Source organism: Novosphingobium sp., from assembly GCF_049240505.1.
GTDB lineage: Bacteria > Pseudomonadota > Alphaproteobacteria > Sphingomonadales > Sphingomonadaceae > Novosphingobium.
The window spans coordinates 1-13,898 of the sequence record NZ_JBMLSM010000224.1 but is presented as its reverse complement, the minus strand read 5'-3'; the positions used below and the strand labels follow the sequence as shown (position 1 = coordinate 13,898).

At 63.0% G+C, this 13,898-nt stretch carries 14 protein-coding genes; 12 read left to right on the top strand and 2 right to left on the bottom strand.

Annotated features, from left to right (window positions below; translation table 11 throughout):
• Together fliD and fliS are read left to right on the top strand one after the other, a co-directional pair.
• Positions 1 to 1,437 carry a flagellar filament capping protein FliD gene (gene fliD, locus ACOVQ0_RS18555; RefSeq protein ID WP_421887991.1) on the top strand — a complete coding sequence of 479 codons (1,437 nt, stop codon included), beginning with the start codon at positions 1 to 3 and terminating at the stop codon, positions 1,435 to 1,437.
• Positions 1,437 to 1,820: a flagellar export chaperone FliS gene (fliS, locus tag ACOVQ0_RS18550; protein ID WP_421887987.1), complete on the top strand. Its 384-nt coding sequence runs from the start codon at positions 1,437 to 1,439 to the stop codon at positions 1,818 to 1,820. Before fliD ends, fliS begins: the two co-directional genes overlap by 1 nt.
• Before the next feature lie 299 nt (positions 1,821 to 2,119).
• On the opposite strand, the gene ACOVQ0_RS18545 is transcribed toward fliS, so the two are convergent.
• Entirely contained in the window at positions 2,120 to 3,160 is a 1,041-nt protein-coding gene (locus tag ACOVQ0_RS18545) for a chemotaxis protein CheB (RefSeq protein WP_421887984.1), read from the bottom strand.
• Positions 3,161 to 3,302: 142 nt separating this feature from the next.
• On the opposite strand from ACOVQ0_RS18545, the gene ACOVQ0_RS18540 reads away from it, so the two are divergent.
• From ACOVQ0_RS18540 to ACOVQ0_RS18495, 10 genes are all read left to right on the top strand, one after another.
• Positions 3,303 to 3,641, top strand: coding sequence for a chemotaxis protein CheX (locus ACOVQ0_RS18540; RefSeq protein WP_421887980.1), 339 nt, complete (start codon positions 3,303 to 3,305; stop codon positions 3,639 to 3,641).
• Positions 3,638 to 5,848, top strand: a complete 2,211-nt coding sequence (locus tag ACOVQ0_RS18535) for a chemotaxis protein CheA (protein ID WP_421887976.1) — start codon at positions 3,638 to 3,640, stop codon at positions 5,846 to 5,848. The genes ACOVQ0_RS18540 and ACOVQ0_RS18535 overlap by 4 nt, the downstream gene beginning before the upstream one ends.
• Positions 5,845 to 6,714 carry a CheR family methyltransferase gene (locus tag ACOVQ0_RS18530; RefSeq protein WP_421887973.1) on the top strand — a complete coding sequence of 290 codons (870 nt, stop codon included), beginning with the start codon at positions 5,845 to 5,847 and terminating at the stop codon, positions 6,712 to 6,714. Before ACOVQ0_RS18535 ends, ACOVQ0_RS18530 begins: the two co-directional genes overlap by 4 nt.
• Positions 6,711 to 7,748: a protein-glutamate methylesterase/protein-glutamine glutaminase gene (locus tag ACOVQ0_RS18525; protein WP_421887969.1), complete on the top strand. Its 1,038-nt coding sequence runs from the start codon at positions 6,711 to 6,713 to the stop codon at positions 7,746 to 7,748. The genes ACOVQ0_RS18530 and ACOVQ0_RS18525 overlap by 4 nt, the downstream gene beginning before the upstream one ends.
• A 1-nt stretch (position 7,749) precedes the next feature.
• The gene (locus ACOVQ0_RS18520; RefSeq protein WP_421887966.1) at positions 7,750 to 8,307 is read left to right on the top strand and encodes a chemotaxis protein CheD; all 558 of its coding nucleotides are present in this window, start codon (positions 7,750 to 7,752) and stop codon (positions 8,305 to 8,307) included.
• A 22-nt stretch (positions 8,308 to 8,329) separates the two neighbouring features.
• Positions 8,330 to 8,701, top strand: coding sequence for a response regulator (locus ACOVQ0_RS18515; protein WP_084278551.1), 372 nt, complete (start codon positions 8,330 to 8,332; stop codon positions 8,699 to 8,701).
• Positions 8,702 to 8,725: 24 nt separating this feature from the next.
• Positions 8,726 to 9,169, top strand: a complete 444-nt coding sequence (locus ACOVQ0_RS18510) for a chemotaxis protein CheW (protein ID WP_421887963.1) — start codon at positions 8,726 to 8,728, stop codon at positions 9,167 to 9,169.
• Positions 9,141 to 9,455: a hypothetical protein gene (locus tag ACOVQ0_RS18505; protein WP_421887960.1), complete on the top strand. Its 315-nt coding sequence runs from the start codon at positions 9,141 to 9,143 to the stop codon at positions 9,453 to 9,455. Before ACOVQ0_RS18510 ends, ACOVQ0_RS18505 begins: the two co-directional genes overlap by 29 nt.
• 82 nt (positions 9,456 to 9,537) lie before the next feature.
• Positions 9,538 to 11,643, top strand: coding sequence for a TonB-dependent receptor plug domain-containing protein (locus ACOVQ0_RS18500; protein WP_421887958.1), 2,106 nt, complete (start codon positions 9,538 to 9,540; stop codon positions 11,641 to 11,643).
• Between the two features lie 57 nt (positions 11,644 to 11,700).
• On the top strand, positions 11,701 to 12,372 hold the full coding sequence (locus ACOVQ0_RS18495; protein WP_421887956.1) for a glutathione S-transferase family protein: 672 nt from the start codon (positions 11,701 to 11,703) through the stop codon (positions 12,370 to 12,372).
• 284 nt (positions 12,373 to 12,656) lie between these two features.
• Here the strand turns inward: ACOVQ0_RS18495 and ACOVQ0_RS18490 are convergent, their stop codons facing one another.
• The gene (locus ACOVQ0_RS18490; RefSeq protein ID WP_421887953.1) at positions 12,657 to 13,634 is read right to left on the bottom strand and encodes a complex I NDUFA9 subunit family protein; all 978 of its coding nucleotides are present in this window, start codon (positions 13,632 to 13,634) and stop codon (positions 12,657 to 12,659) included.
• Positions 13,635 to 13,898 lie beyond the last annotated feature (264 nt).

Genomic DNA, 13,898 nt, shown 5'->3' with positions numbered 1-13,898 from the left:
ATGGCTACAACTTCGTCCACCGCATCGACATCGGCAACCGCCCAGATCGTCTCGACTCTGGGGGCGGGCAGCGGCATCAACACGGCGCAACTGGCCGAACAGCTTGCCGCCGCGCAGTTTGCCACGCGCATCGATCAGCTTGCCACCAAGAACGAAAAACTGACCGCGCAGATATCGTCTGCGTCGAACCTCAAATCGCTGATGGGCACGCTGTCTTCGTCCATCGGCTCGCTGATCCGCACCGGCGATCTGGCGGTGAAACCCTCAATCGCGAACGCCAGCGTGGCGACCGTAAGCAAGGGCACGGCCACCGGCAGCGGCAGCTACAGCCTTGAAGTGACGAGCCTTGCCAATTCGCAGAAGCTGCTCACCCCCGCTTATGCCTCTGCCAGTTCCACGGTAGGTTCGGGCACGCTGACACTGCGCTTCGGCACGGTTTCGGGCAACTCCTTCACCCCCGATACCGCGCAGGACGCGGTGGACATCGCCATCCCCAGCGGCGCGACGCTGACCGACGTGGCCGCCGCGATCAATGCTGCGGGCACCGGCGTTTCGGCCTATGTCGCCAATGGCACGGGCGGCGCGCAGATCGTGCTGCGCGGCAAGGAAGGCGCGACCAGCGGCTTCCAGATCGAGACGACCCCCGATGTCGGCGGCGAAGCGCTGGCCGACTTGGCATGGACCCCGGCCACGGCTGGCACACGGCTGAAATCCACGGCGACCAATGCCGCGTTCACGCTTGACGGCGTGGACTACACATCGACCAGCAACGCCGCCAACGATGTTGCCCCCGGACTGAACCTGAAGTTGACGGCCACCAATATCGGCAACCCTACCACAATCAGCTTCAGCGATCCGTCCAGCGGCATCACCACCGCGATGACCGATCTGGTCGATGCGCTGAACGAGGTCGTATCGCAGCTCAACACCGCAATGAACAAGGACAGCGGCGAGTTGAACAACGATCCCGGCGCACGCGCATTGCGTACAGCGCTGGTGACGCTGGCCGGTTCGACCATCATGCCCAACGCCGCCAGCGGCGCGCCTGCAACATTTGCCGACATCGGCCTCAAGACCGAGCGGGACGGCAGTTTCACACTCGACACCGCACGTCTGGCGAAGACATTGCAGGATTCACCTGAAGAAGCCGGTGCGATGTGGACCACCGGATTGTATGGCGTCTATGCCTCGATCGACAAGATCGCCCGTGCTGCCTCATCGGTTTCGGGAACCTCGCTTGGCAGTTCGATCACGCGCTACACCGCTTTGCAAAAGACGCTGACCGAGAAGACTGAAACGCTGACCACCAAGCAGGAGGACTTCCGTCTGCGGCTCGTCTCGCGCTTCGCCTCGATGGATACGCGCGTCAGCAATTCCCAATCCACCCTGTCTTTCCTCAAGGCGCAGATCGACGCCTGGAACGGGAGTGACAACTGATGCTGCATCGCCGCCACGACCCTTCGGAAGCCTATCGCCGCGTCGATTTCGATGCGCGCGTGCGCGGCGCGGATTCACGCCAACTGGTCGATCTGTGCCTCGAACATGTTGTCGGATCGATCGGCCGCGCACTGCACGCGCAGGAACGCAGCGACAATTCAGCCAAGAGTGCAGCGCTTACCCGCGCGGTTTCGGCGCTTACGGCGCTGCAGATGGGCGTCGACATGGCCAATCCCACGGCTCCTGCACTGGTGCAGCTTTACCAGTCGGCGCGAAATGCCATTCTCGATTGTGTGACCCGGTTTGACGCCACCAAGCTGAAGATCATCCGGCAGGACTTCACCGAAATCCGTGAAGCGATGCTGCGCAGCAGTGCTGCTTGAGCGTCTGCCCCTGACGGCAGTGATCGGATAGATTTTCTCAAGCAAAGCCGCAAAGACGCGAAGATGTCGCGCGCGCCGCAGGCATTGTTCGCTGCAACAAGCGACGCATATATGTGCAAAACGGCTTCGCCGGTGACACTACACCTTTGCGGCCTTGCGTGAATAGAAGCCTGCTTGCTCTGGCTTCGCCGCACATAACGCAAATACGAAAAAGCCCGAAGCCAGCGTGTGGCTCCGGGCTTCAGTCTGCCCGCACGACAGGGGACGGGGGTCGTGCGGGAAGTGGAGAAGAAGAAACTTCAGCCGGAATGGCAGCACGCAATCAGGGCTTCTCCCAGATCATTCAGCCCAAGCTCCTTGTCAGCCGCTTCCATATCCATCGCCGCACTGGGCGCTTCGGCCACCATTGCGGTCTTGCGGTCCTGCACGAATGTCTTGCACCCGGCATCGCGCATCAGACGCAGGCCCTTGGCCCCGTCCTTGCCCATACCGGTAAGGACAGCACCGGCGGCCGGGATGGCCCCGCGCGCGATCGATCCAAACAGCAGATTGGCCGCAGGGCGCACACTATCCACCGGATCACGATCGATCAGGCGCAGCTTGGCCGGACTGCCCGGTTCGATGACGGCATGAAGATTGGGATCATAGGCGATGTGGATCGCGCCGGCCACCAGCGGGGTTGCGTCCTTGGCCGCCTTTACCGAACATTTCAGTTCGCCATCCATGCGCTTGATAAAGGTTTCGACCACGGCGGGTTCAGCATTGAGCGTGATGACCGTGGGCGGGCACTTTTCGGGAAAATCGCCCAGGATCTGCGTCAGCGCATCGATCCCGCCCATCGAGGCGGTGAGCGCAAGGATATGGCCGTTCCATTCGAAGTTTGTCTCAGCCGCCTTGGCAACCTTTGTGCTGTCGCGCGGGGCGCGTCGATCCTTGACGTTGCTGTTGGCTGCGGCAAGCACGATCTTGCCGAGCTGGCCCACCGTCTTGGCAAATTGTTCAGGCGTGGCCTTCAGCGGTTTGGGGAAACATTCCACCGCGCCCAGTTCATAAGCCTTGAGCGAAGTTTCGGTGCCCGCCTGGGTCAGGCTGGACAGCATGACCACGGGCATCGGGTTCGATCCCATGATCTCTTCCAGGAACTCGATCCCGCTCATCCCCGGCATTTCCACATCAAGCGTGACCACGTTCGGGCGCAGCTCCTTGATCTGTTCGCGCGCATCGTTGGCGCTGGATGCAGCACCGACAACCGTCACGTTCTTCGCCTGATCGAGAATGTCGGCAAAAAGCGCCCGCATGGCGGCAGAATCATCGACTACGAGTACGCGTGCATCATGCATCTGAAGGAACCTCTTGATCAGGCGTGATAAAGCCGTCCTCCTTCCTTTACGCGCGCAGAGCCGACGATTTCCTGTGCTGCCCCTTACGTATCTCAACCTAAGGGGGACGAAAGGCGACCTTTGCCCTCGTGCCCCTATCTCCATGACCCTGTTCACCGCGTCCGATTCCACCGGGCCGGTCAAGTGGAACCGGAGGAAAAGCATCTCCATGTCGTCGGTCATGCCATCGATCACTCTGCCCGCGCGCTGCGATCGCGCCGCCGCCGAGGCCCTGTTGCCGGAAATGGTCGCCGCGCTGGGGTTCGGTCCTCTGATGATCGATGCACGCGAATGCCAGCATATCGGCCAGGCCATGCTCCAGTTGCTCGTCAGCGCCCGCCAGACGGGCGACGGCGCGGTAATCGAGGCCTCGCAGGCGCTGCGCGACGTTGCCCAGCTTACCGGCCTTGCCGACGAACTGTTTTCCGGGAGCCACGCATGAACGCCGAGGAAATTCAGGCGATATTCTTCGCCGAATGCGAAGAATCGCTCGAAGCCGCCGAACAGGGCCTCGCCGCCTGCCGTGATGGCACGCAGGACAGCGATACTGTCAACGCGGTGTTCCGCGCGGTCCATTCGATCAAGGGCGGTGCGGGCGCGTTTGGCTATATTGCGCTGCAGGGCTTCACCCACACGTTCGAAACGCTGCTTTCGGACGTTCGCGATGGCACGGTGGCAATCACCGGACCACTGATTGACCTGATGCTGGGTGCGCTCGACACATTGAGCGACCATGTGACCGCCGCGCGTGATGGCAGCGAACCGCCGGAAGACAGCGCTTTGCAGGCAGAGCTGACCGCAGCGATGGCTGCAAATGCTGGTTCTGCGCCTGCCTTTACAGCTGCTGCACCAGCGCCCGTGGCCGAACCCGAGCCTGCCGCAGCCCCGAAGGTCGAGAGCGCGGGAGACGATTTCGACTTTGATTTCGATCTCGATGCCCTGCTCGACGATATCTCTGGCGAGATCGCGCCATCGGGGACCGATACCGAAACATCCGAAAAGCGCTGGCAAATGCGAGTGCGCCCCCATGCGGCAGCCATGCGCAACGGCAGCGAGCCGCTGCTCATGCTGCGCGAAATGGGCGACCTTGGCGGTCGGTGCGAGGTTTGCGACATTTCGTCGATCCCGCCGCTGGATTCATTTGACGTCGGCACCGGCTATCTCGGCTGGGCGTTCAGCTTCCCCACCGAAGTGACCGAGGATACCGTACGCGATATCTTCGATTTCGTGGGCGATGATTGTTCGCTGACATTCGGCGAAGCGGCAGAAATGCCGCCGGTGCAGCACCCCGAAACATCGAAGCCCGCACCTCCAGTGGCCGCTTCTGCTGTGGCACCAGCCGCAGCTCCTGTTGCGGCAACGGCGCCAGTGCCCGCCGCTGCCGCGCCCGTCGATGCGGACAGCGCACAAGCGCGCACGGTAGCAAATGGCTCGGCTCCGCCCGCCCCCCCCGCCCCCGGCCAGTCGATCCGTATCGAACTGGGCAAGCTCGACAAATTGATCGACGCAGTTGGTGAACTCGTGATCGCACAGGCCATGATGGCGCAGCGCCTTGCCGGGCAGGGTCTTGCCGTGGCAGAGGAAATGGCGATGATCGAGGGCTTGACCCGCGACATCCAGGAATCTGCGATGGCCATCCGCGCCCAACCCATTGGCTCGGTGTTCAGCCGCGTGCCGCGTATCCTGCGCGAACTGGCCTCCACCACCGGCAAGCACGTGAAGCTCGAGGTTTCGGGCGAGACGACCGAACTCGACAAGACCGTGATCGAGCGGCTGGGCGAACCGTTGACCCACCTGATCCGCAACGCCGTGGACCACGGCATCGAACAGGCGGACGAACGCATCGCCGCCGGCAAATCGGCGGAAGGCACGCTGACCCTTTCGGCAGAGCACCGCTCCGGCCGCATCCTCATCCGCATCGGCGACGACGGCAAGGGCATCGACCGCGAGCGCGTCTTTGCCAAAGCGGTCGAAAAGGGCCTCGTCTCGCCCGATACGGTGATGAACAAGGAAGAGATCGACCTGCTGATCTTCGCACCGGGCTTTTCCACCGCGCAGACCGTGACCAACGTGTCGGGCCGTGGTGTGGGCATGGATGTGGTACGCCAGAATGTGAAAGACCTCGGCGGGCGCATCACCATCGAATCCGAACCTGGCAAGGGCACCACGTTCACGCTCACCCTGCCGCTGACGCTGGCCATTTCCGATGGCATGGTCGTGAACGTGGGCGATCAGACACTGGTCGTGCCTCTGGCCAACGTGGTGGAAAGCCTGCGCCCCGAACCCGATGAAGTACAGGGCCTTGGCGCAAACCGCTGCATGATCAACGTGCGCGGACGCTTTATCCCGGTGATCCCGCTCAGCCAGTCTGTCGGCGCGGCGGGCGCGGCCACCGATCCGCGCGACGGCGTGCTGATCGTTGTCGAAACCGAAGGCGCAGGCCGTGCCGCGCTTATGGTCGATGCGATCTGCGATCAGCGTCAGGTCGTGATCAAGAGCCTCGACACCCACTACCGTTCGGTCGAGGGCGTGGCGGGTGCAACCATCCTTGGCGATGGCCGGGTGGCGCTGATCGTCGATGTCGACAGCCTCGTATCGCGCAGCCTCGCCTCCGCTGGCGGCAATGCAGCCCTGGCAGAAGCGGCATGAGCCTGATGGACGCCCTTGATGCGTCGATGCCCGGTGTCAGCCCCGGTGTGTACGACGAAGCGGACTTCCGCGCGATCTCCGATATCACATACAAGGAAGCGGGCATTGTCCTGTCCGCGGGGAAGGCCATGCTGGTCTATTCGCGCCTCGCCCCGCTGGTGCGCGATTCGAACTGCGCCACGTTTGGCGCCTATGTCATCCGCATCCGCGAAGATGCGACCGAGCGCCAGAAGGCAATCTGCGCGCTGACCACCAACCACACGTTCTTCTACCGCGAAGCGCATCATTTCGAGCACTTCGCGCAGCACGTCCGGCCCGGCTATGTGCAGCGGCTGAACAGCGGCGGCAAGGTGCGGCTGTGGTCGGCAGGCTGTTCCAGCGGCGAGGAAACCTGGTCATTGCTGATGACCTTTCTTGGGGCCGACCAATCGGAGGGCACTGCCATCGCCCGCCGCGACCTGCGCCTGCTCGCCAGCGATATCGCCACTCACGCCATCGCCAAGGCGCGCAGCGGCACCTATCGTACCGACGATCTGAAAGCCGTACCCGAAGCGCTGCGCCGCGTCTGGACCCGCAGCCACGGCGAGGACAGCACGATCGCGCCCGAAGTGCAGCAGCTTGCCCGTTTCCGTGCGCTGAACCTGCAGGGCGATTGGCCGATGCAGGGGCAGTTTGACACGATCTTCTGCCGCAACGTGATGATCTATTTCGACAATCCCACCAAGGAGCGGCTCGTGCAGCGCTTTGCCGAAAAACTCGCTCCCGGCGGGTGGTTGTACATCGGCCATTCCGAACGTGTCACCGGCCCGGCGCTCGATCTGCTGACGACCCAAGGCCCCACCATCTATCGCAAGAGGGCCGCATGACCATCCGCGTCGTCATTGTTGAAGATTCGCCCACGATGCGCGCGATCCTGATGAACCGGCTGGGCAAGGAGCTGGACATCGAGGTTGTTGCTGCAGCCGCGAATGCCGCCGAAGGCCGCCAGATGATCCGCGAGCTGGACCCCGATGTGGTCACGCTCGATATCGAGATGCCCGGCATGAACGGCCTCGATTTCCTTGCCAAGATCATGGAGTTGCGCCCGACGCCGGTGATCATCGTCTCCGGTTCCACCCAGCAGGGCAACGAGATGAGCGCCCGCGCGCTCGCGCTAGGTGCGGTGGATTGCTACGCCAAATCGGGTGGTGGTGTGGGCCTTGATGATGCCGGCAAGCTGGCACAGATGATCCGCGAAGCCGCCAAGGTCCAGTTCGCCCCACGCCGCGCGCCGGTCGCGCCCCCAACTACGATTGCCCGCGTCGCGCAGGAAGCGCGCGGCACCTTGGCCGATCGCCCCGCCCTGATTGCCATCGGGTCATCCACCGGCGGCGTCGAAGCGCTGCAGACGGTGCTGTCGGGCTTTCCCGCCAATTGCCCGCCCACGCTGATCGTGCAGCACATCAACGCCCGCTTTGCCCCTGCCGTTGCGCGCACGCTCGATCAGTCGTGCCCGCCGAAGATCGTGCTGGCAGAAGCGGATATGCCGCTGAAGGATGGCCACGTCTATCTTGCGCCCGGCGATGATCGGCACCTTTCCATCGGCGGAACCGGTTCGTTCCATTGCAAGCTGCGTAGCGGCAATCCTGTCTCCGGTCACCGCCCCAGCGTGGACGTATTGTTCGCTTCTGTCGCTGAAGTCGTCGGCCCCCGCGCGGTCGGCATTCTCCTGACGGGCATGGGCGCAGATGGTGCCAAGGGCCTGCTGGCAATGGCGCACAAAGGCGCACGCACCATCGCGCAGGACGAGGCGACCTGCACCGTCTTCGGGATGCCGCGCGCCGCGATCAGCCTTGGCGCCGCACGCATCGTGGCGCCTTTGAGCGCAATCGCCCGCCACGCCTTCAGCAAGGCAGCGTGACATGAGCTTCGAACAACCCATACCGGGCACGCCGCCGCTCGAACGGGTCACGGTCATGCAAGGCCAGGCCCTGGCCAGCGCCAGCGCATCGATCGAATACTCCACCGTCCTCGGCTCATGCGTGGCCACCTGCCTGTTCGATCCGCACAGCAGGATCGGCGGCATGAACCATTTCCTGCTGTCCGAACCCCCTGCCAATCTGCCCGGCACGCAGGTGGACGAACACTATGGCGTCTATCTGATGGAGCTTCTGGTCAACCAGATGCTGTCCAGAGGCGCGCGCAAGAGCAATCTCAAGGCCCACCTTTATGGCGGGGCCAACGTCAACCGCAACATGATGCGCATCGGCACGATGAATGCCGAATTCGCACGCGAATTTCTCCGCCGCGAAGGGATTGCCCTGATGCGCGAGGATCTGGGCGGCACCAATGCCCGCCGCGTCGATTTCCGCCCGGCATCGGGCCAGGTCCGCCTCCGCACGGTGGAAGACCGGTTCGCGCCCCCTGTCCAACCCACCCCGCGCCCGGCTGTGTCCACTGGCGATGTCGAACTGTTCTGAACGGAAAAAGCGAGTCCCTCCCATGAGCAACACCACCCGGATTCTTACCGTAGACGACAGCCCCTCCATGCGGGCCCTTCTCAACCACGCCCTGTCAGGCCACGGCTTCGACGTGTCGCAGGCCGAAGACGGCATGGCCGCGCTCGACTGGCTGGCCATGAACGAGGTCGATGTCGTCATCACCGATATCAACATGCCGCGCCTTGATGGCTTCGGCCTGATCGAACGCCTGCGCGAAGGCAGCCGTCATCGTGATCGCCCGATCCTCGTCCTCACCACCGAAAGTTCGGACGAGAAGAAAGCCCGCGCCCGTGCCGCCGGAGCAACGGGCTGGATCGTCAAGCCGTTCGACCCCGAAAAGCTCGTCGCCGCCGTGCGCCGCGTCGCCCACTAAGTCTCTAAAAAAGGAGCACACACCATGCTGCGCGAACTGATCACCTTCGAAGTCGAAGGCCAGGTCTTCGGCCTCGACATCATGGCCATCCGCGAAATCCGCGCATGGTCGCCCACCACCCGCCTGCCGCGCGTGCCGTCATACGTCGCGGGCGTCGTCAACCTGCGCGGCACCGTGCTGCCAGTGATCGATCTCGCCGCCCGTCTCGGCTGGCGCGCCACCGAAGCCACGCCGCGCCACGCCATCATCGTGACGCAACAGGGCGCGCAGATCTCCGGCTGGATCGTGGATTCGGTCAGCGATATCGTCACGCTGGAAAGCGAAGCGCTGCAGCCCCCTCCGCCGACCTCGGCGGGCGATACGGTGGTGCCCTTCCTCGAAGGTCTTGCAGCCATCGAAGACCGCATGGTCATGGTGCTGAACCTTGCCAGCCTGACCGATGGCGCAGCACTGCCCGAAGCTGCCTGAACCACGAAAGGCCAGCCCGATGGCGTCACATAATCAAAAGCAGGCCACGCATCGCCAGATTGCCGTCGTGCTCGAAGAACTGGCCGAAGAAGTCGAAGCCCTCGGCGCCGCCCTGTGCATGGACATGGAAATCGCCATGAAACACATGGACAAGTTGCAGGCGATAGACCTCATCGCCCAAAAGCAACGCTCCCTTGGACGACTGCTGGAGGCCGACAGCCCGGCGGAAGAAGTTGAGCGGATCGCGATTGACGTGCTGCGGGACCGGATGCGGTTGTCGGGGTGATGCGCATGACCTTGGTCGGCCACGGAATGCCGTTGATCGACCACAAGACGCATTGACCGCATATGTTCGCCATCGGCGGAAAATGCGGTTTCCAACGAAACAATTCACTTTGCTATCGGGCACAGCTTTGCTGGCGGCCTTCACTCCATCGGCACGTGCTGCCGATGAGCCGGCCCCCGAAACGGCCCCGCCGGTGGCGCAGGCAGCGGGCAGCAGAACCATATTCACCCCCGCCGATTTCGAACGCTTTGCCCCACGCAACGCACTCGACATGCTCCGCCAGGTTCCCGGCTTTACCATCCGCGAGGGCGAGGAAGCCCGCGGTTTGGGGCAGGCCAGCGGGAACGTGCTGGTCAATTCGCAGCGCCTTTCATCAAAGTCGGACGACATCTTCACCCAGCTTTCGCGCATCCCCGCCTCCACGGTCGAGCGCATCGAACTGGTCGATGGCGCAAAGCTCGATATTCCCGGACTTACAGGCCAGGTCGCCAATGTCGTGGCACGCAGCAGCAGCTTTTCAGGACAGTTTCGCTGGAGTCCTGAGGTTCGCGCCCACTATGCCGACCCACGACTTACCAATGGCGAGATTTCCGTCACCGGGCGTACCGGCCCGGTCGAATATACCATCAGCCTGACGAACAACGCCAATCGTGGCGCTGCCGGTGGGCCGACCGTCATCACAGACCGCACCGGAGCCGTAACCCAGACGCGCGAGGACGTGATCAAGGCCAATCGCGATGAACCGAAACTGGCGGGCCGTTTTACCATCGATGGTCCCGGCTCGTCGGTCGCCAACATCAACGGCTCGTTCGAACGCATCCCGCGCGGATTTACCGAACATTCGGTTCGGACGAATGCGGACGGCACCGTACTGGTGCGTGATCTGGACGACCGCTCCTCGGCGCGGAACTGGGAAATCGGCGGAGACTTCGAATTCGCCGTGGGATCGGGGCGGTTGAAGCTGATCGGCCTCAATCGGCAGGAACACGAACCCTACAGCCAGTCCGTCGTCACTACATTTGCCGACGGATCGCCCGCTATCGGTGATCGCTACGCCCAGACCGGCGACAGCGCAGAGCGCATCGCCCGCGCTGAATATTCATGGAAAATGCTAGGCGGCGACTGGCAACTTGCCGGTGAAGGCGCATTCAATTCACTGCGCAATGTCGCCATGATCGCCACGCTCGACGGCAACGGCAAGTTCGTTGACATCCCCTTTCCCGAAGGCACCGGCGGCGTGAAAGAGGATCGCTATGATGCCAGCCTTTCGTTCAGCCGCCCGCTGACCAAAGACCTTACCCTGCAACTGATCGCTGGCGCCGAACGCTCCATGCTGCGCCAGACCGGTGCCACCGGGACGCAGGATAGCCTCAGCCGCTCGTTCTTCCGCCCGAAAGGTTCCCTCTCCCTGGGGTGGAAGGCAGGCAAGCGGCTCGATGTCTCGTTCAAGCTGAAACGTTCGGTCGGCCAACTTTCGTTCTACGATTTTCTCGCCCGCCGTTTCCTCGACGATGGCAATGCCAACAGTGGCAATACCGATCTCGTGCCCCAACAGGACTGGTCTGCCGAACTTGAACTCAACCGCACATTCGGCCCGCTCGGCTCCACCAAGCTGCGGCTCGTCGGTCGCAACGTGCAGGATTACGTCACAGTCGTGCCGATTGGTACGAACGGCGAATCCATCGGCAATGTCGATAGTGCCAAGGAACGTCAGATCGTCAGCAACACAACGCTGCAGTTCGATCCGCTGGGATGGAAGGGTGCACGGCTCGATCTCAATGTCGAACTCACCTTCGCCAGCCTGAAAGACCCATTCGACCCCGCGCGGCACATTCCCTATGGTTTCATCACCGAACGGTATTTCGAGATCAATTTCCGTCAGGACTTTCAAGGCACGGATTGGGCCGCTGGTGGCTGGTACGAATACAACCGCCAGTCGCTTTACCACCGTCGCTTCGAACTTGGACGGGACTATGAAGGCCCTGTATTTGCGGGGCTTTTCCTGGAACATAAGGATGTGATGGGCCTGACGGTTCGCGCCAGCGCCAACAACCTGCTGAACGGCCGCCAGCGCTGGGACCGTCAGGTGTTCGATGGCCCTCGCCCGAATGCACCAATTCAGTTCGTGGAAACGCGCAATCGCCTGATCGGCCCGATCTTCCAGCTTTCGATCAAGGGCAACATCTGAACACCATATCCCTCCTGTCCTTGACCGCTCGGCTCTCCCCGCGCAATGCTCCCCGGCATGTGGCAGTTATATCAATTCCCCCTGTGTCCCTTCAGCCGCAAGGTGCGGCTTCTGCTCAGCGAGAAGGGCGTGGCCTACGATCTCGTGCGCGAAAATCCGTGGGAGCGGCGCGAGGAGTTCGGGCGGCTCAGCCCCGCCTACCGCACGCCCGCGATCCACAATACCGAGCGCGGCACAGCCCTGGCCGACAGCAGGGCGATCTGCGAATTTTTCGAAGAGACGGTCGACAAGACGCCGATGATCAACGGCACCGCGCCCAATCGTGCCGAAATTCGCCGCCTCGTCGCGCTGTTTGACGAAAACTTCTATGCCGACGTCACGCATCCCATGCTGGAAGAGCGCATGAAAAAGCGCCTCGTCTATCGCAGCCCGCCCGACAGCAAGCGCCTGCGCGAAGCGATGCGGCTGGCGGACGAGCACCTCTATTACATCGACTACCTGATCGATAACCGCCCCTGGCTGGCCGGTTCCACCATGAGCCTTGCCGACCTTGCCGCCGCCGCACAGATCTCGGTCGCGGATTACCTCGGCGGGATCGACTGGTCGGGCCACGAACAGGCACGAAGCTGGTACTCCGTTTTCAAAAGCCGCCCCAGCTTCCGCCCCCTGCTGGCCGAACGCATGGACGTGATCCAGCCCCCAGCCCACTACGCGGATGTGAACGCCTGACAGGAACGCCGCCTGGCATTATCGGGCGCTCACATCCCCCCTCCCGTAGACGGGAGGGGCCGGGGGAGGGCATGTTCCGCAAACGCCCCAAAAACCGCTGTCCTACAAGTGCGCTGCCGGCATAGCCTCCCGCCATGCTACTGCTCCGAACACCGCCACCCTGCCCCCAGAAGCCGCTCATCCTAAGCCTGTCGAAGGATGCCTTCCGCACACGCAAAAACGGCGGAAGATCCCTCCCGCCGTTTTTCTTCAGGACTGTGTAAACTGTGTAAACCTGTTCAGGTTCAGGCCGACTTTGCTTTCACGCCAAACCGCCCGAACTTGCGGTACTGCGTCATCCAACGGTCAAGGAACAGACCCAGAGGACGCGGGCTTACCCCCAACGAAGCGATGCCCGGCAATGCACCGCTCGCCACGTTGCCCGCCTTCAGCAGCTTCCACTGGTCCGTGCTCATCGGCGCGCCCGGCAGCCATCCGGTGAGTGCGGCGAACGCGCCCGAAACCGCATCCGGCAGTTCCACCAGCACTGGCGAACGACCGGCCGCGCGGGCGATGCGGCGGTTGAGTTCGCCCATCGTGACCACTTCCGGCCCGGCCAGCTCATACGTCTTGCCGCCATGCGCACCGGCATCGGCCAGCACATTGGCAATTGCCTCTGCCGCATCGTCAACGAACACCGGCTGCAACTTAGCATCGGGACCGAACACCGGCAGGACCGGCAGTCTGCTCACCAGACCACCGAACATGTTGAGGAAATTGTCATCCTCGCCAAACAGGATCGAAGGCCGCACCACCGTTGCCGATGGGAACGCCGCCAGAACAGCCGCCTCACCCTCTGCCTTGGTCCGCGCATATGCCACGTCGGACGCAGCATCAGCGCCCAAAGCCGAAATGTGGACAAATGCCTGCGCGCCCGCCGCCTTGGCAGCCTCGGCCACACGCCCCACACCACGGCCCTGCAGCGAATCAAGATCGCCCGCGAACGCACCGACAAGGTTCACCACCGCGTCCACGCCCGTCAGCGCCTTGGCTACCGTTTGCGGCCTGGTCACATCGACCGCAACGAACTGCGTCTGCCCCAGCCCGCCCAGCGGCTTCAGCCGGAAAGCCCGCTCGGGATGGCGGCTGCACACCCGCACGCGCGCGCCGCGCGCCAGCAGTTCCTGCGCCAGATGCTTACCGAAGAAGCCACTGCCGCCAACCAGCGCCACCAGCATTCCATCCAGATCGCGCGTCCTGCCGCCCACTGCGCCGTTTGCCATATCCAAAATCCTGCCTGCCGCGCCCGCAAGAAGCGAGCGACCAATGCGCCGCCTTTGGCACAGCCGGGCCTGCGCTTTCAATGCCGAAACACCCCTGATGCGGACATACGGCAAAAAGAGTTTGCGAACTTCCGATTTGCCCCGTTGACACCCCGCCGCGCGTGGCTTAGTGGCGCCCTCCTACCCGGCGAGACGGTGATTTACCCCTCGCTACCGTGCCCAGATGGCGGAATTGGTAGACGCACCAGCTTCAGGTGCTGGCGC